Here is a 21,492-nt window from a genome sequence, read left to right on the forward strand (position 1 = left end):
CCGCGACCGCATCTTCAACAAGTTCTCCCAGGCCGACTCCTCGGACGCGCGCCAGAAAGGCGGCACCGGGCTGGGACTGGCGATTACCCGGGAGCTGCTGGAACGCATGGGCGGCCGGATCGGCTTCGAGTCGGTAGATGGAAGCGGTGCCAGTTTCTTCTTCGAACTACCTCTTCAAGCGGAAACCGAATCAGGAACGAGCCATGTTTAGTCGCGTGCAGGCATTCGGCACCAGTACCCCCTATCTGGCCCTGGCATTTGTGCTGATCATCGTGTTGATGACTGGCGTTGCTCTGCTTGGTCTGGATCAGGTCCGCTCGTTGAACGAGAAAGCCGAGCTGCTCAGACAGCAAGAGATCAAGACCGACCAGGTGCACCGCATGCGCAACGCGGTCAGGGAACGATTCATTCGTCTTGGCCTCATCGTGATCTCCGATGACCCCTTCCTGCAGGACGCGTACATCCAGGAATTCGGCCTGCTGGCCAGCCGGTTCATGGTGGCTAGAAACGCGATCGAGAGCAGGGCCAGCCATCAGGATGAAGTGGTTCTGCTCCAGGAGTTGCGCACGCTCACCAGCATGGGGACGCCCATTCTGGCTTCAGTCCTGGAAGCCGCGCTTGCCGGCGACAACGCTCGCGCCAAGCAAATCATGTTCGAATCATCCGTGCCCATACAGGAGCGGGTGATGGCGCAGACAGATCGGATTCTGGCGTTTTTCGAAAAATCCAATGCAGCGATATTGGCTGAGAGCGAAAAGGAACAGCAGCGAGCCCAGCGCCTCATGACCGCAATGGCGGTCGCCCAGGCCATGCTGGCCCTGTTGATTGCCATGATTGTCATCCGTCACGCGCACCGGCAGCACACTGGCATGCAAATGGAAATCGCCCGCCGCCGGCAGAGCGAGGCGCAACTGCGGGAAGCGCAGGATGGGCTGGAGCGGCAGGTCAAGGAGCGAACCGCAGAACTTGACCAATTCAAATCCACACTTGATCGAACGCTTGATTGCGTGTTCATGTTCGATGCCGCCACACTGCGTTTCTTCTACTTCAACGAGGGTGCATTGCGACAGGTCGGTTACACACAGGATGAACTGCTTGCCATGCATCCCTATGACATCAAGCCGGACATCAACGAAGCACAATTTCGTGAGCTGATTGCACCACTGCTTGCCGGGGAGCAGGTCTCGCGCACCTTCGAGACCATTCATCAGCACAAGAACGGTCAGCGCCTGCCGGTGGAAATCTTTCTGCAATACATTGCGCCGGCGCACGAGGCGGCACGCTTCGTCGCCATCGTGCGCGACATCACCGAGCGCAAGGCATCCGAGCTGGAAATACAAGAAAGCGAGCAGCGCTTCCGCTACATGCTGGAAACGTGCCCCACGGCCGCACGTATCGCTAGAGCGGGCGGGCACGATGTCATTTTTTCCAATCGCCGTTATGCGGAACTGCTCAATGCCGATTCCGGAAAAATCAGCGGCGTCGACCCCACAACGTATTACGCCCACCCGGAAGAATATGCAGATATTCTGCTTCGGCTGGGCCGGGGAGAGCAGATCTTCGACCGGCTGGTCGAACTAGCCATTCCCGGTGTAGGCACCAAATGGGCACTCGCTTCCTATCTCCCCCTTCAGTACCAGGGCGGTGCGGCGGTGCTGGGGTGGTTTTACGACATCACCGAGCGCAAGCAGGCCGAAACGGCATTGCGCGAGCAGTCACTGCATACCCAGGCCATACTCGACCACATGGTCGACGGCCTTATTACTATCGACGAGCGCGGCGTCATCGACTCCTTCAATCCGGCAGCCGAGCGTATCTTCGGCTACGCCAGCACTGAAATGCTGGGCCAGAACGTGAAGATGCTGGCGCCCAACCCTCACCGCGACGCACATGACAGCTATTTGCGCAATTACCAGGCCACCGGGGTGGCACGCATCATCGGCATTGGCCGCGAGGTGGAAGGCCAGCGCAAGGATGGCACCCTGTTCCCGATGGAACTGGCAATATCCGAAATCACCCGCCATGGCCGACCCATGTACGTCGGCATGGTGCGTGACATCACCGAGCGCAAGCGAGCCGATCGCATGAAGAGCGAGTTTGTCTCCACCGTCAGCCATGAACTGCGCACTCCGCTGACCTCGATCTCCGGCGCACTGGGACTGATCACCGGCGGCGCGCTCGGCGAGGTGCCCGCCCAGGCGCGGGAGATGATCGCCATCGCGCACAAGAATAGCCAGCGCCTGACCCACCTCATCAACGACTTGCTGGACATGGAGAAGATCGCCGCCGGCAAGCTGCATTTCGACATGCAGCCGCAGGCACTGCGGCCGCTCATCTCCCAGGCGCTGGAAGCGAACCGTGCCTACGGCGCCGAGCGCCGGGTGGCACTGGCCTTGAGCGGCGAGGTCCCCGATGTCGAAGTGCGGGTGGACAGCCAGAGACTGATGCAGGTGCTGTCCAATCTGCTGTCCAACGCCGTCAAGTTCTCTCCCGATGGCGGCGTGGTGGAGGTCTCGGTCGACTGCGTGGCGCCAACCGTGTGTGTGAGCGTGCGCGATCATGGCTCCGGCGTTCCGAAGGCATTTAGCGATCGCATCTTCCAGAAATTCGCCCAGGCCGACTCTTCGGACACCCGGAAAAAAGGCGGCACCGGCCTGGGTCTGGCCATCACCCGCGAGCTGGTCGAGCGAATGGGCGGGCGCATCGGCTTCGAGTCGGTGGAAGGCGAAGGTGCCCGCTTCTTTTTCGAGCTGCCGATCTGGAATGCGCAGACTTCGCATCCGGTCACCGCGCCCCTCCCGCCCGATGCCCCGCGCATCCTGGTGGTCGAGGATGAGCCCGATGTCGCCCGCCTGTTGAGCCTGATGCTCAGGCGTGCCGGTTACATGGTGGACATCGCAGCCAGCGGCGCCGCTGCGCTGGACGCCATCAAACGGTCACGCTATGCCGCCGTGACCCTGGACCTGATGCTGCCTGACATCAGTGGCCTGGCGATCATCCGCCAGCTGCGTCAGCAGTCGGAAACGGCAGACCTGCCCATTGTCGTGGTCTCGGCCAAGATGGAAGAGGGACGATTGGCCATCAACAGTGATTTTTCCGACATCGACTGGCTGGCCAAACCCTTCGACGAATCGCGATTGCTGGGGATAGTCGATCGTCTGGTGTCCGCGGCGGATCAGCAGCACCCGCGTGTGCTACACGTGGAGGATGACAGCGACCTGCATCAGGTGATTCGCGCCATGATCGGCAGGCGCTTCGATTTCGAGACCGCAACCACCCTGGCGGAAGCCCGGGCTCGGGTAGCGCTGGAGCGCTTCGACGTGGTGATCCTCGACCTGACGCTGCCGGACGGCTCCGGCTGGGACCTGTTGCCGGAGATCCGCGCGCACCAGCCGGAGGCCCGGGTGGTGATCCTGTCCGGCAGCGACATGACGGAGGTCGAAGCGCTCAAGGTGGAAGCGGTGCTACTCAAGTCCCAGGTTTCACCGCGCCAGTTGCTGAACGCCCTCAACACCCGTATTCAACCCGCTTCAAGCAAAGGAAACGATTCATGAGCACATTGCAGCGCGTTTTTTATGTGGAGGACGAGCCCGACATTCAGGCAGTGGCCAGGCTCGCCCTGGAAATGGTGGGCGGCTTCACGGTGAAGATCTGTTCTTCCGGCGAGGAAGCCTTGCGCGAGGTGGTGGCGTTTGCACCGGACCTGATCCTGCTCGACGTCATGATGCCGGGCATGGACGGGCCCAGTACGCTGAAGGCCCTGCGCGAACTTCCGTCGATGGCCGTTGTGCCGGTGGCCTTCATGACCGCCAAGGTGCAACCGGCGGAAGTGGCGCATTTCAAATCGTTGGGCGCACGCGATGTGATCCCCAAGCCCTTCGATCCGATGACGCTCGCCAGCCAGGTGCGCGCCATTTGGGAAGGGCATCATGGCAGCTGACAAGCCCACGGCCGAGGCGGTTGCCGAGCAACTGGCGCGCTTGCGCGAGGATTACCAGGCGCGCCTGCCTGCCGAACTGGCGGCGCTGACGGCGCTGGCCGCTGGCTTCGGGGGCGCCGAGTCGGACCGCGCGCGGCTGGATGAATTGCACCACCGCCTGCACAAGCTCGCCGGTTCCGGCGGCACCTTCGGTTTTACGGCTTTGAGCGCGCGGACACGTACGCTGGAGCAGCAGTCCAAGCAATGGCTAGCGGGATCACTGGATGAGGTGGAGGCCCAGGCATGGCAGTCGCTTGCCGCGGAGGTGGCCGCGCTCGGCGAGACGCTGAACAAGGTCTCGCCGCCCCAGGCACCCGCGATCCTGTCCGCCCGGGACAGTCTGACGTCAGACGAAACCGTCCAAATCTGGCTGGTCGAAGATGACGCCAGCCTGGCCGAGCAGCTCAGACGACAACTCGAATCCTTCGGCTATACGGTGCGCCATTTCATGCAGATAGGCGACGCCGAGGCCGCTGCGCACACGCAGCGACCCGACATGCTGATCATGGACATCCTGTTCCCGCAGCAGGGAGAAAACGCCACCGAAGTGCTTGCGCTGCGGCCTATCCTGCGGGCCTTGGGGTGCCCCCTGTTGTTCATGTCTTCCTGTGACGATTTCGAGTCCCGGGCACGCGTCGCGCGACTCGGGGCTGCTGGCTATTTCCTCAAGCCCCTCGACGTACCCCGGCTGGTCAACCGGATGACGCAGATCCTCGACCAGCTGCGCGCGCCGCCGCAGCGGGTGCTCATCGTCGACGACGATGTGGCGCTGGCGGCGCACTACCGGCTGGTCTTGCTCGCTGCGGGAATGGAAGCCGAGGCATTGCACGAACCCCAGGCCATCATCGAAACCGTCGCGGCCTTTCGTCCGGAACTGGTGCTGATGGACCTGCACATGCCCAATTATTCGGGGCCGGAACTGGCGGGGGTCATCCGCCAGCACGAGCGTTGGGCCAGCCTGCCAATCGTCTATCTCTCCGCCGAGACCGATCTCGACCAGCAGATCGAGGCCATGGGCCGCGGCGCCGACGACTTCCTCACCAAACCGATCTCCGACGCCCAGCTTGTCGCGGCGGTGCGCGCCCGCGTCGATCGTGCCCGTCAACTGGACGCGCAGATCACCAGGGACAGCCTGACCGGTCTGCTCAAACACGCGAGCATCAAGGAGGCGCTCGAAATTACGGTGACACAGGCGCGGCGCCACGGCAAACCGGTCACCGTGGCGATGCTGGACATCGACCACTTCAAATCGGTGAACGACACCTACGGTCATGCAGCGGGGGATGTGGTCATTTCTTCTGTCGCCATGTTGCTGCGCCAGTGCTTGCGTATGAGCGACATCATCGGCCGCTATGGCGGAGAGGAGTTCGTGGCAGTCTTGCCGGAATGCGCTGGCGGTGATGCCCAGATGTTAATGGAGGACATCCGCCGGCGATTTGCCGCCATCGCCTTCAGCTACTCTGGGCAGGCTTTTTCCTGCACCCTGTCGGCGGGACTGGCTTCAACAGCGCAGTATCCGGAATTCAGCGGCGCGGAGCTGCTGGTCGTCGCCGACGAGGCGCTCTACGCGGCAAAGCGCGGCGGCCGCAATCAGATCCGTACCGCGTCCCCCCATCCATTGCAGGAGGCCGATCGGCCGTGAGTACGAACATGAAAGCCTTTCAGGCGCTGCTGGCAGGCATGCGCGAGGCGTTTCTCGACGAATTGCCGGAGCGTTGCAACGGCTTCGAAACCCTGATTCTGGAACTGGAACGTTCAACCGGCGATCGCGAAACGTTCAATGAATTGTACCGGGGCGTCCATAGCCTGAAAGGCTCCGGGGGCACGCACGGCCTAAGTATCCTGACCACCCTCTGCCACCAGCTGGAAAATCTGCTCAGCGAAGCCGACGCCCGGCAGGATTTCGGTTCGCGCTTCACCACCCACGCCCTGGCCTACGTCGACCTGCTGCGCCAGGTCAGGCACCAGGCCCATCGTGACACGCCGGATTATTCTGGCATCGAAGCCGATCTGGAAGCCCTGCGCCTGTCGTCTCTGCAAAGCCGCAAGGCCGGCCTGATCGCGGAATCCTCCGCCACCCTGGCCGGATTTTATCAACAGGCGCTGGCCACGCTTCCGCTGCAACTGACCGTGGTCGACAATGGCCTGACCGCGCTGGAACGGCTGCTGCATGAGCCGTTCGATTTCGTCATCGTGGGCCGCGAACTCAAGGAGCTCAACGGCATTGCCATGATGGCCGCACTGCGCGCCTCGCAGACGCGCAACCAGAAAATCCCCGCCCTGCTGGTCACCAGCCGGCGCGATGCCATTCCCGATCATGCGGGCTTCAATGCCGTCATTGCCCGTGACCAGAATCAGGCCGGCAATCTGGTCGCCGCGGTGCGGGCGGCACTCGCCGCCTGACCCGGTCGGCGGGCCCTTGACCCGTACCCGGAGACGGCTATTGAGACGGTCAGGCCATGTTTGAACCCATAAGGTGTTTATACGCTGTCCTGGGCGGGGCGGTTCGTTGAGCCGCTTCAATAGGACGCTGTTTTAACTGGGATTGTCCATCAGAAAAAACTGACGGGCTAATGGATTATTTGGGTTTAATGCTTATTCGGGAAACGCTCCATCGGCGATGTTCATAAGCCCTGCGTCCGCTACCTGTGCTGTGATGTTGCACAGCCTCTTCTGCTCTAAGATAAAACACGATGGATGAAATCATTACGTGGCTGCCCGCCGAACTCGCATCGCTGCCACGCTACGTGGTGGCGCTGGCGATCGGCCTCTTGATGGGGCTGGAACGCGAGCGCAACCCGGCGGCCAAGGCGGGGCTGCGCACTTTTGCGCTGACTGCGCTGTTTGGCGTGCTGGCAGCGCACCTGGCAACCGAATTGAACGCGTTGTGGCTGGTTGCGGTGGGCTTGCTGCTGGTGGGCGCGATGATGATCGCGGCCTACCTGCGCGCGCCGCAGCAGCCGGACGGCGACCCGGGGACGACGACGGTGGCGGCGCTGATGCTGTGCTACGGGCTCGGCGTGCTGGTGTGGCACGACGAAATCCAGCTGGCGGTGATGCTGGGGATTGTGGCAACGATACTGCTGTATTTCAAACCCGAACTGCGCGGCTTCAGCCAGCGCATGAGCCGCCACGATTTGCTGTCGGTGCTGCAGTTCGCGGTGCTGGCGCTGATTGTCCTGCCGCTGCTGCCAAACCGCGACTACGGCCCCTATGGCGCACTCAACCCGCATCAGATCTGGTGGATGGTGGTGCTGATCGCCGGCGTGGGGCTGGCGGGCTACGCCGCGCTGCGGCTGGTTGGGCAACAGCGCGGCGCGGTGATGCTGGGCCTGCTCGGCGGGTTGGTGTCGTCGACCGCCACCACGCTCTCGTTCAGCCGCCACGCGCGCGCCAGCAGCGCGATGATCCCGGTCGCGGTGATCGTCATCGTGCTGGCCAACCTGGTGGTGCTGGTGCGGCTGGGCGTGCTGGCAGCCGTGCTGGCGCCCGGGGTGCTGACGCAACTCCTGCCGGTGCTGGCCGGCGGGCTGGTCGCCGGCGGCCTCGGTGCAGCCTATGGCGTACGCCGGCTGCACCCGCAGGGAGAACTGCCCGCGCTGGCGATGGGCAACCCCACCGAGCTGCGCACGGCGCTCGGCTTTGGCCTGATGTATGGCGTGGTGCTGCTGGCCGCGGCCTGGCTGTCCGACTGGCTCGGCACCCGCGGGCTGTATGCGGTGGCGCTGGTGTCGGGGCTGACCGATGTCGACGCGATCACGCTGTCCAGCCTGCGTCTGTACAACCTGGACACGCTGTCGGTGACGGGGGTGGTCAACGTCATCACGCTGGCCACGCTGGCCAATCTGGCCTTCAAATCGGTGCTCGCCCTGAGCATCGGCGGCTGGCAGATGGCGCGCCATGCCATCGCCGGCATGGGAGCCATGGGTCTGGGTCTGGTGGTGACCTGGGCTATAATCCGCGGCTTTTCCGCCTAGTCACGAGCCCGCCATGGAAGCCGAAAGCCTCAATCAGATCGAATCCAAACTCGCCGACCTCGGTGAGCGTGCCACCCAACTCAGGGGGTTTCTTTGACTACGATCACAAGAAAGATCGTCTCGAAGAAGTTGCCCGCCTAGCCGAAGACCCCAATTTCTGGAACGACGCCGAGAAAGCGCAGGAACTCGGCCGTGAACGCAAGTCGCTGGAAGATGTGGTGCTGGTGCTCGACCAGGTCGCCTCGGGGTTGAAGGATGCCGGCGAACTGTTCGAAATGGCGCGCGAGGAAAACGACGACGACACGCTCGCCGCCGTGCAGGCCGACATCGCCGGTATCGAAAAGCACGTCTCGACGCTGGAATTCCGCCGCATGTTCAACAACCCGGCCGACCCCAACAACTGCTTCATCGATATCCAGGCCGGCGCCGGTGGCACCGAGGCCTGCGACTGGGCCTCGATGCTGCTGCGGCAATACCTGAAATACGCCGAGCGCAAGGGCTTCAAGGCCGAGCTGCTGGAAGAATCCGAAGGCGACGTCGCCGGCATCAAGTCCGCTTCGATCAAGATAGAGGGCGACTACGCCTACGGCACCCTGCGCACCGAAACCGGCGTGCACCGCCTGGTGCGGAAATCGCCGTTCGACTCGTCCGGCGGCCGCCACACCAGCTTCGCCAGCGTGTTCGTTTACCCGGAAGTCGACGATTCCATCGAGGTGGACATCAACCCGGCCGACCTGCGCGTCGACACCTACCGCGCATCCGGTGCCGGCGGCCAGCACATCAACAAAACCGACTCCGCAGTGCGCCTCACCCACCTGCCCAGCGGCATCGTGGTGCAGTGCCAGAACGACCGTTCGCAGCACAAGAACCGCGCCGAAGCGATGTCGATGCTGAAGTCCAAGCTGTATGAGGCCGAACTGCGCAAGCGCCAGGTCGAGCAGGACAAGCTCGAAGCCGGCAAATCCGATGTGGGCTGGGGTCACCAAATCCGTTCCTACGTGCTGGACAACTCGCGCATCAAGGACCTGCGCACCAACGTCGAAGTCTCCGCCACGCAGAAGGTGCTGGACGGCGACCTCGATGTGTTCATCGAGGCGAGTCTGAAACAGGGTGTGTAATGTCCGGAGGGCGGCTCAGCCTTCCTCCACCACCGCCAGCACGGCTTCCCCGTAGGCTTCCAGCTTCTTCGTTCCCAGTCCCGAGATTTCGCCCAGTTCCGCCAACGTGGCGGGACGGCGCGCGGCGATTTCGCGCAGGGTGGCGTCGTGCAGGATAACGTAGGCGGGGACCCCCTTCTCGTTGGCGGTTTCGCGGCGCCAGGCGCGCAGGGAGAGGAACAAGGGATCTTCGTCGCTGTGGTCTACGGCCAGCCGTGTCTTCTTGCTGCGTGCTGGGCGCACTTCGATCGCACGCAGCATCACGATCTCCTCGCCCTTCAGCACCGGCTTTGCGGCTGCCGTGAGTTTCAACGCGCCGTAGGCGGTGTGGTCGACTTCCAGTAAGCCGCGCACCACCAACTGGCGCAGCACGGCGCGCCAGACCTTGTCGGTCTGGCTGGCGCCGATGCCGAACACGCTCAAATGGTTGTGGCCGAAGCGGTCGATCTTTTCGGTGGTCTTGCCGAGCAGCACATCGAGAACATGACCAGCGCCGAAACGCTGGCCGGTGCGGTAGACGGTGGAGAGCAGCTTTTGCGCGGCCTCGGTGCCGTCCCACAGCGTGGGTGGGTTGAGGCAGACGTCGCAGTTGCCACAGGCCTGGCTGGCCTCGCCAAAGTAGGAGAGCAGCGCGACGCGGCGGCAGCTGGCCGCTTCGCACAGGCCGACCAGCGCATCGAGTTTGGCGTGGCCGATGCGCTTGTGCGTGTCCTCGGCCTCGCCCTCGTCGATGAAACGGCGCTGGGTAACGACGTCCTGCAGGCCCCACGCCATCCACGCCTCGGCCGGCTCGCCGTCGCGGCCGGCGCGGCCGGTTTCCTGGTAGTAGCCTTCGACCGAGCGCGGCAAATCCAGGTGGGCGACGAAGCGCACGTCGGGCTTGTCGATGCCCATGCCGAACGCGAGCGTGGCGACCATGACGACGCTGTCCTCGCGCAGGAATTTTTCCTGATGGCGGCGGCGCGTTTCGTTGTCCATGCCGCCGTGGTAGGGCAATGCGGTAAGGCCGGCCTGCTTGAGTGCGTCGGCGGTTTCCTCGACCTTCTTGCGCGTGCTGCAGTAGACGATGCCGGCTTCGCCTTTATGCTCGGCAAGAAAATCCAGCAGCTGGCGGCGCGGCTCGGATTTTTCAGAAATTCGATAACGGATGTTGGGGCGGTCGAAGCTGGCGACGAAGACGCGCGCGGCCCCGAGGTCCAGCCGGGTGAGGATTTCGGCGCGCGTCGCGGTGTCGGCAGTGGCAGTGAGCGCGATGCGCGGCACGTCGGGAAAGCGCTCGTGCAGCGCCGACAGGCCAAGGTATTCCGGGCGGAAATCGTGCCCCCATTGCGACACGCAGTGCGCTTCGTCGATGGCAAATAGCGCGATGCGGGCCTGTTCGAGCAGGGACTGGAAGCGAGGCGTCAGCAGGCGTTCCGGGGCCACGTACAGCAGCTTCAAATTACCCGCCACGAAGTCGCGTTCGACTTGCATCGCCGTGGTGTTATCCAGGCTCGAATTCAGAAACTCGGCAGCGATGCCCAGTTCTTTCAGCGCAGCGACCTGGTCCTGCATCAGCGCGATTAGCGGCGACACCACGACCGCGCAGCCCTCGCGCAGCAGCGCGGGAATCTGGAAACACAGCGACTTGCCGCCGCCGGTGGGCATCAGCACCAGCGCGTCGCCGCCTTCCACCAACGTATCGACGATGGCCGCCTGCTCGCCGCGGAACGCGGGGTAGCCGAATACGTGGTTGAGCAGGTTTAAGGGGGTGTCGGGCATGAAAATACGTCTGGCAAGCGATGTGTCACATTGGCTATAATTGTGTCACGTTTTGCCAGCCGGAGGCTGCCCCATGAAAACCCTGACGATCCGCGAGGCCCGCGAAGGCCTGTCGCACCCCGACCAGATGTTCGCCGACGCCGACGAAGTCCTGGTGGTCTGCCGCGGCGAACCGGTGGCGCGGATTCTGCCAGTAACGCCTTCGGTGGCAGCGCGCAAGAAAGCTTTTCGCTCGCTGGCCGCATTTCGCGCAACCATGCCTTATCAGGACATTCCCAGCGAAGTCATCATCCGCGAAGACCGCGACAGCCGGGACTGATGTCGGTCTATCTCGACACCAGCGCGCTGCTGAAACGCTATCTGCCCGAGCGCAACAGCGACACCTTTGAGTCGTATTTTCGCGATGTCGAATCTGCGCAAATCAGCCGGCTCACACTGGTCGAGCTGCGCTCGGCGCTCGCGCGCAAACGTCGTGAAGGACGCTTCGACACGGCCAAGGAAGCCGAAGCACTCAATGAAATCAGCACAGATGTACAGGATGGTCTTTTGACCGTCTGCCCGGCTAGCGACCTCCATTTTGTTGCTGCGTTTCACCTGATGGGGAAACTCCCCGAGTTGCCTTTACGCACACTCGATGCGCTGCACCTGGCGACCGCGCAAACGCTTGAAATCGATACCCTTGCCACTGCGGACGACGTGATGCGGCGTGCTGCCGAGGCGCTTGGCCTCACTGTCGTCTACTTTGGCGATTGACTCCACTCTATCCCCCTTGACCATGAACAACGAAACCACCGCCCCCGCCCTCGACGAGAACCAGATCATCACCGAACGTCGCGCCAAGCTCGCCGCGATCCGCGAGGCGGGCGTCGCCTTCCCCAACGATTTCGAGCGCAACGACTACGCCGGCAAGCTGGCGGCCGCGCACGGTGACAAGAGCAAGGAAGCGCTGGAAGCCGAAGCCGTCCCCGTGCAGCTCGCCGGCCGCATGATGCTTAAGCGCGTGATGGGCAAGGCCAGCTTCGCCACCCTGCAGGACATGAGCGGACGCATCCAGATCTACGTGTCGAACGACCTCACCGGAACCGAATCGCACGATGCGTTCAAGCACTGGGACCTGGGCGACTTCATCGGCGTGACCGGCACGCTGTTCAAGACCAACAAGGGCGAGCTGACCATCCAGGCGAAGGCGATCCGTCTGCTGTCGAAGGCGCTGCGCCCGCTGCCGGAAAAATTCCATGGGCTGGCCGACCAGGAGCAGAAATACCGCCAGCGCTACCTCGACCTGATCACCAACGACGACGCACGCGAGACCTTCCGCCGCCGCTCGAAAATCATCCAGGCCATCCGCGCCTTCATGGTCGAGCGCGACTTTCTCGAAGTCGAAACGCCGATGATGCATCCCATCCCCGGCGGCGCGGCGGCGAAGCCCTTCGCCACGCACCACAACGCGCTCGACATGGAACTGTTCCTGCGCATCGCGCCCGAGCTATACCTGAAGCGCCTGGTCGTCGGCGGCTTCGAGAAGGTGTTCGAGATCAACCGCAATTTCCGCAACGAGGGGCTATCCACCCGGCACAACCCCGAGTTCACGATGATGGAGTTCTACGAGGCCTTCCGCGAATACCGCTACCTGATGGACCTCACCGAGTCGCTGATTCGCGCCGCCGCAGTCACCGCCACCGGCTCCACTACCGTGCAGTATCAAGGCCACGAAATCGACCTTGGCAAGCCGTTTGCCCGGTTGACCATCGTCGACGCGATTCGCCATTACCACCCGCACTACACCGTCGAGCAGCTGAACGACCGCGACTGGCTGATCAGTCAGTTCGTTGCGATGAAGGCCAAGTACCGCGCGCAGGACGGCATCGGCGGCCTGCAATTGAGCTTCTTCGAGGAAACCACTGAGGCGCTCTTGATCCAGCCGACCTTCATCATCGACTACCCGGCCGAGGTGTCGCCGCTGGCGCGTCGTTCCGATGCCCAGCCCGACATCACCGAGCGCTTTGAGCTGTTCATCACCGGGCGCGAGATGGCCAACGGTTTTTCCGAGCTCAACGACGCCGAGGACCAGGCCGAACGCTTCATGGAGCAGGTGCGGCAGAAAGAGGCCGGCGACGAGGAAGCGATGCACTACGACGGCGACTTCATTCGCGCGCTGGAACACGGCCTGCCGCCCACCGGCGGCTGCGGCATCGGCATCGACCGCCTGGTGATGCTCTTGACCGATTCGCCCTCGATCCGCGATGTCATCCTCTTCCCGCAGATGAGGCGGGAAGGCTAAACCGCTTCCGCTAGAATCGACCTTCCCTTGTTTCACGCTTTTCAGGCCACACCATCATGACCGACGCTTTCAACACCTATGACTCCCTGACCACCGCTGCGGGCAAAGCGCACTTCGCCTCGCTGAAAAAACTCGAAACCGCGCTGGGCGTGTCGGTAACGCGTCTGCCGGTGTCGATCCGCATCGTGCTGGAATCGGTGCTGCGCAACTGCGACGGCGTGAAGGTGACGCCCGAGCACGTCAAACAGCTGGCCGGCTGGCAGCCGAAGGCCGCGCGCACCGAGGAAATCCCCTTCACCGTGGCGCGCGTGATCCTGCAGGACTTTACCGGCGTGCCGCTGCTGGCCGACCTCGCCGCGATGCGCTCCGCCGCCGCGCGTGCCGGCAAGGATCCGCAGAAGATCGAGCCGCTGGTGCCGGTCGACATGGTGGTCGACCACTCGATCCAGGTCGACAAGTCCGGCAGCACGCCGGACGCGCTCGACCTCAACATGAAAATCGAGTTCGAACGCAATCAGGAGCGCTATCAATTTCTCAAGTGGGGCATGCAGGCGTTCGAGACCTTCAAGGTGGTGCCGCCCGGCGTCGGCATCGTGCACCAGGTCAACATGGAATACCTGGCGCGCGGCGTGATGGAAAAGGACGGCATGGCCTATCCGGACACACTGGTCGGGACGGACTCGCACACCACCATGATCAACGGGCTCGGCGTGGTCGCCTGGGGCGTCGGCGGCATCGAGGCGGAAGCCGCGATGCTGGGCCAGCCGGTGTATTTCCTCACGCCCGACGTCGTCGGTGTCAACCTGACCGGCAGCGTCAAGCCCGGCGTCACCGCCACCGACGTGGTGCTGACCATCACCGAGATGCTGCGCCGCGCGAAAGTGGTCGGCAAGTTCGTCGAGTTCTTTGGCGAGGGCGCTGCCGCGCTGCCGGTGACCGACCGCGCGACGATCGCCAACATGGCGCCCGAATACGGCGCGACGATGGGCTTCTTCCCGGTCGACGAAGCGACCTGCCAGTATTTTTCCGCAACGGGCCGGCCGGCGATGCAAGTCGACCTGATCCGCGCTTACTACAAGGCGCAGGGTCTGTTCGGCATTCCCAAGGCGGGCGAGATCGACTACTCGGAGACACTCAGCCTCGACCTCTCGACCGTCGAGCCTTCTGTCGCCGGCCCCAAACGGCCGCAGGACCGCATCGCGTTGTCTGCGATCGATACGACCTTCGATGCACTGATGCAGAAACCCAAGGCCGAAGGCGGCTACGACAAGACCGAAGAAGAGTTGCGGCGCACCTACGCGGTCGATGGCGGCGACGAGTTGCGCCACGGCAGCGTCGTCATCGCGGCGATCACCTCGTGCACCAACACCTCCAACCCCGGTGTGATGATTGCCGCTGGCCTGCTGGCAAAGAAGGCGGTCGAGCTCGGCCTCTATACACCGTCGCACGTGAAGACCAGCATGGGGCCCGGCTCGCGCGCGGTGACCGAATACCTGAAGCAAGCGGGGCTGCTTCCCTACCTCGAACAGATCGGATTCGGCGTGGTCGGCTACGGTTGCACCACCTGCATCGGCAACTCCGGCCCGTTGCCGGAAGCGATCGAGAAAACCATCCTCGACAACGACCTGGTCGCCTGCTCGGTGCTGTCGGGCAACCGCAACTTCGAGGCGCGCGTGCACCAGAACGTCAAGGCCAACTTCCTGATGTCGCCGCCACTGGTGGTGGCGTTCGCACTGGCCGGGCGCGTGCCCTTCAACGTCGAGAAGGAACCGATCGGTGCTGGCAAGAACGGTCCGGTGTACTTGAAGGACATCTGGCCGAGCAACGGGGAGGTCGCCGCGCTGCTGCACCACTCCACCGATGCCGGCGTCTACAAGAGCTACGACGACGTCGGCGCCGACAACCCGCTGTGGGATGGCGTCAGTGCGCCCACCGGCGCGGTGTACGAATGGGATGACCAATCGACCTATATCCAGGAGCCGCCGTTTTTTGCGGGCGGCACCGTGGCCACGCCGGCGATCCGGGGTGCGCAGGCGCTGGCGATCTTCGGCGATTCGGTCACCACTGACCACATCAGCCCGGCCGGCGGCATCAAGCCGACTTCGCCGGCCGGCCTCTACCTCACCGAGCACGACGTGCAGAAAGCCGACTTCAACAGCTACGGCGCACGCCGTGGCAACCACGAAGTGATGATGCGCGGCACCTTCGCCAACGTGCGCATCAAGAACCTGATGATCCCCGGCAGCGAGGGTGGCATCACGCTGAAGGACGGTGAGGAAAAGCCGATCTACGACGCCGCCATGGAGTACCAGCGTGACGGCACGCCGCTGATGATTTTCGCCGGCGAGGAATACGGCACCGGCTCGTCGCGCGACTGGGCAGCCAAGGGCACCACGCTGCTCGGCGTCAAGGCCGTCGTCGCCAAGAGCTTCGAGCGCATCCACCGTGCCAACCTCGCCGGCATGGGCGTGCTGCCCTGCCAGTTCAAGGATGGCGTCGACGCGGCCACGCTGAAGCTCGACGGCAGCGAGACCTTCGATCTCGAAGGCATCGAGTCGGGGATCACGCCGCAACAGGACGTGACGCTGGTGATCCATCGCGCCGACGGCAAGGTGGAACGCGTCGCGCTGAAACTGCGCATCGACACGCCGATCGAGGTCGAGTATTACAACAAGGGCGGCATCCTGCCCTTCGTGCTGGGCCAGCTGCTGGGCTGACGTCTACCCTCCCCCTGCAATGGGGCGAGATGCAATGGGTCGAACTCGGTTCGCCCCATTTTTTTGCGCGGCCCAACTGTGGATGCAAGCTGACACAAGGACGCTGGCAGTCTATAAAATCAACTCCGGACCGGCGTCCAGGTATCGCTCGGCGCGCCGGCCCGATAAACAAAATAATAATACCTTTAGGTCTTGAATTACCTTCAAGCATGCATTAGCATTTCATTAAATACGAAACTGGGAGTCTACGAATGACGACACGTACTGCATGGATGACACTGGCCGCACTGGCCACACTCACGCAACTGACCGGCTGCAGCGACAAGCCGCTGACCTATCAGGCCGACATCAAGCCGATTATCGAAGCCAACTGCGTGGCGTGCCATGTGCCCGGCGGCGCGGGCTATGAGAAATCCGGTCTGCGCATGGACAGCCATGAAGCCCTGCTCAAGGGCACGCGCTTTGGCCCGGTGATCGTTCCCGGCTCCAGCGTGAGCAGCACGCTCTACCGCCTGGTGTCGGGCCAGGCCGACCCGTCGATCCGCATGCCGCACGGCCAGGCTTCATTGCCGGAGGCCGACGTAGCCACCATCGCCGCCTGGATCGACCAGGGCGCCAAAAACTAAACGCCCTACCCGGAGCCGACCATGACCAACCGCCAGTTCCTGCATTTCAGCGCCCTCCCCATGTCCACGCGCATGGTCTACACCATGACTCTGCTGGTGCTGGGCACGGGCTATCTGTTCGCCATGCTGCAGGTGTTCTACAGCCACGCAGGACTGGACGGCAATCCGAACAACATCTCCGCCCAGGACATTCGCACCGCCTATCACGGCAGCGAGACCGACACACGACTGGTCACCGCGCTCAAGGGTCCGATGGCGGGCATGCTGCCGGAGGCGGAACGGGCGGTCATTTTCAAATGGGTGGACACCGGCGCCAGCGCCGAAGCCTATGAAAGCCAGGTCAAGCCCATCGTGCAGGAGCGCTGTATTGCCTGCCACGACGGCAGCAACCCGCATGTCCCCCTGCTGACCAGCTTCGATGAGGTGTCGAAACTGGTGGCACGGGATACCGGCGCCACCATCCCGACGCTGGTGCGCGTATCGCACATCCACCTGTTCGGCATCACCTTCATCTTCTTCATCGTCAGCAGCATCTTCACCCACGCCTACATGCGCCCGCTGTGGCTCAAATGCGTGATCATCGTGCTGCCTTTCCTGACGATTCTCACCGACATCTTTTCCTGGTATCTCACCAAGTGGGTTCCGGGCTTTGCCTGGTTCATCATCGCCAGCGGCGTGGTGATGGGGATTTCATTCACCGCGCAATGGGTGATCTCGATGTGGCAGATGTGGTTCTACACCCTGCCCGACGAAATCACCGAATGCGAGGGCGTGCTGCCGATTCTGGGCGGAACGCCGAAGCGGCGCGACAACTGACGCGTCAGAAAGTGTAGCGCGTCGCGAACAGTTCGCCGGCCTTGACCGGCGGCAGCGGTTTGCTGACGACGTAGCCCTGAATCTCGTCGCAGCCGTTCTGGCGCAGGAAGCTGACCTGCTCTTCGTGCTCGACGCCTTCCGCTACCACCCGCAGATTCAGCGCGTGCGCCAGCCGGATGATGGCGTTGACGATTTCCGCATCGTCACTAACCACCAGCACGTCGTTGACAAAACTCTTGTCGATTTTCAGCGCGTCGATCGGCATCCGCTTGAGCTGTCCCAGGTTGGAATACCCCGTGCCGAAGTCGTCGATATAGATATGCAGCCCGCGCTGGCGCAGCGCATCGAGAATGCCGAAGGTGCGCGCCGGGTTGTCCATCGCGGCGCTCTCGGTCACTTCCAGCTGCAGATAGGTCGGGTCCATGCCGGTTTCCGCCAGGATGGCATCGATGTCGTCGATCAGGCGTGCATCGGACAGCTGCCGCGTCGACAGGTTGACCGCCACCGGCGGCGGGTTGAGTCCGGCGTCGCGCCAGTTGACCCATTGCGTACAGGCTGCGCGCACCACCCAGCGTCCGACCGGCACGATGAGGCCGGTTTCCTCGGCCACCGGAATGAACTGCTCGGGGCCGATCATGCTGCCCGAGCGCGGCAGCCAGCGGATCAGCGCTTCCATCCCGACCACCCGGCCATCGGCCAGATCCACCTTGGGCTGATAGACCAGCGCCAGTTCATCACGCTCCAGCGCCTGCCGCAGCCCGCTTTCCAGCGACAGCTGCTGCTGTGCCACGGTATTCAGTTCGTCGCTGAAATATTCGAAGCCGCTGCGGCGGTGCTTGGCCTGGTACATGGCGAGGTCGGCCTGACGCAGCAGGGTGTTGGCATCCAGCGCGTCGTCCGGATAGACGCTGATGCCGATGCTGGCGCCGATGGCGTAGCGGCGCGGCCCCAGCTTGAACGATGCCGCCAGTGCCTGCGTCAGTTTGCGTGCGACCCGGCTGGCGGCGCGCGAGGCCGGCGGATGGGTCAGGATGACGCCGAATTCGTCGCCGCCCAGACGGGCGACGAAATCGTCGGCCCGCAACTGTTCGTCCAGCCGGTTGGCAACGATGCGCAGCACCTGATCGCCGACTTCGTGACCCTGCGAATCGTTGATGTGTTTGAAGCGATCGAGGTCGATGAACAGCAGCGAAACCTGGGAGCGGTCACGCTGCGCATGCGCCAGCGCATGGCCGAGAAAATCATGGAAATAGGAACGATTGGGCAGGCCGGTCAGCGGATCGTGGTTGGCCAGCATGTCTAGGCGCATTTCGGAATAGCGGCGCTCGGCCAGCGCAGCCGCCACGAACAGGCCGCCCAGCGCCATGGTCAGCATGCTGATCTGCAGCGCGAACACATCGCCCGGCGTGGTGGCGCCGGTGATGCCGCCGTAGGCCACCACGGCCACACCCATCGCGATGCCTGCCGCCAGGAAAATGGCCAGGCTCGCCCCGACCACCGAAAATCGCAGGGCCGCCCACAGCACGGCCGGCATCATCACGAACAGAATGATTTCGGAAGGCCGCAAGGGCTGGATGTATTGCATCATCGCCAGCGTCAGCGCCAACATGCTGAGCACCAGCACCAGGCCTTCGAGTCGCGCACCCGTATTGGTCGGGAACAGGTCCCAGCGCGAGGCCGTCAGCAGTAGCGGGGCGACCAGATACACGCCCAGCAGATCGCCCAGCCACCACACCCACAGCCCGCGCAGCAGCATGCCTGTAGGAAGGTCGCCAAAAAAATGCAGGGTAAAAACTCCGCTGAGCGCCGTCACCGCACAGCCCAGCGGCGCCGCCACCAGCGCAAACTTGGCCACGCTCGGAACAAAATCAAGATTGGGGCTAAAAGGCTGCAGGTAGCGCGGCAGGTAGCCCATGATCCAGGCGCCGGCCGTCGCCCCGAGCGCCAGACGGAACGCGTCTTCAGCGGGCAGCGCCGCGCTGTGGATGGCAAATGCGCCGAGCAGCACGCCCACCACCCCCGCCACACCGAAGCGCATGGTCGCCATGGCGCCAATACCCGCCGCCAGCCAGACGGCAGCCACCACGTCGGCCACGTAGGCCGCGAATTTGAGACTCAGCCAGCCGGCCAGCGCATAGCCCAGCGCGACCAGCACAACAATCAGCGCAAAACGTCTGACGTCGGCGAATTCAGGCAGCGACAGACGGGTCAAGTGTGGAAACCGGCTTATTGCGCGGGATCGACCTGGGCACGCACCGATTCCAGCGCGTCCTTGAGGGTTTCTTCCGACAGGCCGTTGAGCTGTTCGGCCAGCATTTCCGCGGCGTCGATGGTGTCGACCTCATCGGGCAGGCTGTCGGTATCGAGGTTGGCGACGAACACAGCTGCTGCGCCCGTCACCTGCAGCAACTGGCGGCGTTCGTTCATCAGCAGTTCGATTTCATCGCGCAGCAAGCGAACTTCATCTTCCTTCATGGCGTGCAGCGTCATGTGTCTATCCTCACTCTGGTCAGCCAAACAGGGTCAGCACCCCGGTGTAGCCATATAAACGGTTGTAGGAAATCTCGCCATTGGCGAAAAATCCCACCAGCGGAAAATCGCCCAGGGCGTCGCGGATCAGGCCCAATTCCCGGTTCGGTACACCGAACATATGCTGACCGCGTCCCAGGCAGGAATAATACACGCCGCCACGGATCGGCGCGTTCAATTGCGCCTTGATCGCGGCCAGCATTCGTAGCAGATCGTCTTCGGCGGTTTGCTGGTCGCGCCGGCAGAACAGCAACTCGTCGCCCGGTTCGACATGCTCGCCGATCGCCACCAGATTGTTCTGCGGATCGACGCCGAGAATGTTGCGCACCAGATAGTCGCCGGTATCCGACCCGCGCACCGGCAGGCCGACGAAAATATAGCCCGCCGCGCGCCGCAGGTCGCGCGCCAGCACCTCGCCGATTTCCTCCTTCATCACGTCCAGCGCCGGGCGATGATCGAGGCTGCCGATGATGTTCTTGTTGGCGGTGGTGATATGGTGGCGCGGCCCCAGCGGCGAGACGCCCTGCGTCAGTCGCGTTGCCAGTTTCACGCGTTCGCTGAGCAGCACGCCGGACAGGCCGCCATTCACCACGCCGCCGCTGATCTGGGCTGTCTCGCCGTGGGAACTCGACAGCCCGCCGACGACGAAGCCGCTCGTCACATGAGCGCTCAAGCCTTCGATCAGGTCCTGCATGCGATTGTTTGCGGGATCGCCATGCACCACGGCGAAGTAGGCGTCCGACGGCAACGCCTCGATATCCTGCGGCGTGCGCAGCACCGGCAGCATGCTGAAATCGGCGGGATCGAATTCGGCCAGCATCACCGCCATGGCCGGCACGTCCAGGTATTCCACACCGGTCGCGCAGACGCCCACCCCCACGCTGCCAACCCAGTTCGGCACGCCGGTCGCGCTCTTGAAAAATGCCAGGATCGCGTCGAGTTCGCCGATCAAGGCGTCCGACACATAAAGAAAACCCAGTGAAGCCGTCGACGGAATCGCCCCAAGCTGCTGCATGCAGGCCTGGGCGCCCTGCGTCCAGTCGGCATGCCCGGCGTGCGCAAACTTGAACGGGGGGCTCATGCGCGTTGCGTCAGGCGAGAATTCGGCGCGCGCGTCCGGCAAGGTCGCGCACGACCGGTGAGGCCGGCATCAATAACCGGTGCTGCCGCTATGCGGTAAATCGCCTTCACCAAAGAAGCTCCATAGCAGGTGCGCCACCACTTCGGGGGCGATCACAGTGTGCTGGTTATGGCTTTCCAGCAAGGCGGTGCGCAGCTTTTTGCGCAGATCGGGATTGCCAGTCAGATCGAAAATGATGTCGACCTTGGACCCCAGGCTCACCACTTCCATCGCGTCCTTGAAAACCGGCACCTTGCTGTGAATGAATCCCAGCGCCACCGGCGACTCCAGATCGCGGTGCGCCACGGCAACGATCTCCACGTTGACGTGATCTTCCTGGATCTTCTCCAGGAAATGCTCCGCAAATTTTTCCCCGACTTCGCCCAGGCCCAGCAGCGCGACTTTAATGGTATGACTCATGGAACGGCTCCTCTTATCTGTATGGTTGAACAGCTAATCCTCCCGCGAACCTGTCCGGCGGGCAGCTCAATGCACCGCGACGCAGTCTAGGCGCACCGGAAGCATACGG

18 protein-coding genes are annotated in these 21,492 nt (G+C 63.3%); 13 read left to right on the forward strand and 5 right to left on the reverse strand.

Going from position 1 to position 21,492, the window contains the following annotated elements; all coding sequences use genetic code 11:
* The 7 genes from Q8R61_RS13970 to prfB form a co-directional block, all read left to right on the forward strand.
* Window positions 1-211: ATP-binding protein (locus Q8R61_RS13970; protein ID WP_305538320.1), on the forward strand; the 211-nt coding region annotated here is incomplete at its 5' end.
* The gene (locus Q8R61_RS13975) at window positions 138-3,554 is read left to right on the forward strand and encodes a PAS domain S-box protein (RefSeq protein WP_305538323.1); all 3,417 of its coding nucleotides are present in this window, start codon (window positions 138-140) and stop codon (window positions 3,552-3,554) included. The genes Q8R61_RS13970 and Q8R61_RS13975, both read left to right, overlap by 74 nt.
* Complete coding sequence (locus Q8R61_RS13980) at window positions 3,551-3,940, forward strand: response regulator (RefSeq protein ID WP_305538325.1); 390 nt, start codon at window positions 3,551-3,553, stop codon at window positions 3,938-3,940. The genes Q8R61_RS13975 and Q8R61_RS13980 overlap by 4 nt, the downstream gene beginning before the upstream one ends.
* On the forward strand, window positions 3,930-5,621 hold the full coding sequence (locus Q8R61_RS13985; protein WP_305538327.1) for a diguanylate cyclase: 1,692 nt from the start codon (window positions 3,930-3,932) through the stop codon (window positions 5,619-5,621). The genes Q8R61_RS13980 and Q8R61_RS13985 overlap by 11 nt, the downstream gene beginning before the upstream one ends.
* Window positions 5,618-6,382, forward strand: a complete 765-nt coding sequence (locus tag Q8R61_RS13990; protein ID WP_305538329.1) for a hybrid sensor histidine kinase/response regulator — start codon at window positions 5,618-5,620, stop codon at window positions 6,380-6,382. Before Q8R61_RS13985 ends, Q8R61_RS13990 begins: the two co-directional genes overlap by 4 nt.
* A 290-nt stretch (window positions 6,383-6,672) precedes the next feature.
* Window positions 6,673-7,956, forward strand: coding sequence for an MgtC/SapB family protein (locus tag Q8R61_RS13995; protein ID WP_305538331.1), 1,284 nt, complete (start codon window positions 6,673-6,675; stop codon window positions 7,954-7,956).
* A gap of 13 nt (window positions 7,957-7,969) precedes the next feature.
* A protein-coding gene (gene prfB, locus Q8R61_RS14000) for a peptide chain release factor 2 (RefSeq protein WP_371133650.1) occupies window positions 7,970-9,074 on the forward strand; the annotation gives its coding sequence in 2 pieces (ribosomal slippage) (window positions 7,970-8,050 and window positions 8,052-9,074; 1,104 coding nt in all).
* A 15-nt stretch (window positions 9,075-9,089) separates the two neighbouring features.
* Here the strand turns inward: prfB and recQ are convergent.
* On the reverse strand, window positions 9,090-10,874 hold the full coding sequence (gene recQ, locus Q8R61_RS14005; protein WP_305538334.1) for a DNA helicase RecQ: 1,785 nt from the start codon (window positions 10,872-10,874) through the stop codon (window positions 9,090-9,092).
* A gap of 73 nt (window positions 10,875-10,947) precedes the next feature.
* On the opposite strand from recQ, the gene Q8R61_RS14010 reads away from it, so the two are divergent.
* The 6 genes from Q8R61_RS14010 (at window position 10,948) to Q8R61_RS14035 (ending at window position 17,314) form a co-directional block, all read left to right on the forward strand.
* Window positions 10,948-11,193: a type II toxin-antitoxin system Phd/YefM family antitoxin gene (locus tag Q8R61_RS14010; protein WP_305538336.1), complete on the forward strand. Its 246-nt coding sequence runs from the start codon at window positions 10,948-10,950 to the stop codon at window positions 11,191-11,193.
* The gene (locus Q8R61_RS14015) at window positions 11,193-11,627 is read left to right on the forward strand and encodes a type II toxin-antitoxin system VapC family toxin (RefSeq protein WP_305538338.1); all 435 of its coding nucleotides are present in this window, start codon (window positions 11,193-11,195) and stop codon (window positions 11,625-11,627) included. Before Q8R61_RS14010 ends, Q8R61_RS14015 begins: the two co-directional genes overlap by 1 nt.
* 22 nt (window positions 11,628-11,649) lie before the next feature.
* Window positions 11,650-13,155, forward strand: coding sequence for a lysine--tRNA ligase (gene lysS / locus Q8R61_RS14020; RefSeq protein WP_305538340.1), 1,506 nt, complete (start codon window positions 11,650-11,652; stop codon window positions 13,153-13,155).
* Window positions 13,156-13,211: 56 nt separating this feature from the next.
* Entirely contained in the window at window positions 13,212-15,872 is a 2,661-nt protein-coding gene (acnA, locus tag Q8R61_RS14025; RefSeq protein WP_305538342.1) for an aconitate hydratase AcnA, read from the forward strand.
* A 251-nt stretch (window positions 15,873-16,123) separates the two neighbouring features.
* Window positions 16,124-16,498, forward strand: a complete 375-nt coding sequence (locus Q8R61_RS14030; protein WP_305538344.1) for a c-type cytochrome domain-containing protein — start codon at window positions 16,124-16,126, stop codon at window positions 16,496-16,498.
* 21 nt (window positions 16,499-16,519) lie between these two features.
* A complete protein-coding gene (locus Q8R61_RS14035; protein WP_305538346.1) occupies window positions 16,520-17,314 on the forward strand; it encodes an elongation factor-1 alpha in 795 nt (264 codons plus the stop codon).
* Window positions 17,315-17,318: 4 nt separating this feature from the next.
* Here the strand turns inward: Q8R61_RS14035 and Q8R61_RS14040 are convergent, their stop codons facing one another.
* The 4 genes from Q8R61_RS14040 to Q8R61_RS14055 form a co-directional block, all read right to left on the reverse strand.
* A complete protein-coding gene (locus tag Q8R61_RS14040) occupies window positions 17,319-19,526 on the reverse strand; it encodes a bifunctional diguanylate cyclase/phosphodiesterase (protein WP_305538348.1) in 2,208 nt (735 codons plus the stop codon).
* 14 nt (window positions 19,527-19,540) lie between these two features.
* Window positions 19,541-19,804, reverse strand: a complete 264-nt coding sequence (locus Q8R61_RS14045; RefSeq protein WP_305538350.1) for a hypothetical protein — start codon at window positions 19,802-19,804, stop codon at window positions 19,541-19,543.
* A gap of 19 nt (window positions 19,805-19,823) precedes the next feature.
* Window positions 19,824-20,924 carry an FIST C-terminal domain-containing protein gene (locus Q8R61_RS14050; protein ID WP_305538352.1) on the reverse strand — a complete coding sequence of 367 codons (1,101 nt, stop codon included), beginning with the start codon at window positions 20,922-20,924 and terminating at the stop codon, window positions 19,824-19,826.
* Window positions 20,925-20,993: 69 nt separating this feature from the next.
* Entirely contained in the window at window positions 20,994-21,383 is a 390-nt protein-coding gene (locus Q8R61_RS14055) for a hypothetical protein (protein ID WP_305538354.1), read from the reverse strand.
* Window positions 21,384-21,492: the final 109 nt, after the last annotated feature.

This window comes from Thiobacillus sp. (assembly GCF_030696885.1).
Taxonomy (GTDB): Bacteria; Pseudomonadota; Gammaproteobacteria; order Burkholderiales; family Thiobacillaceae; genus Thiobacillus.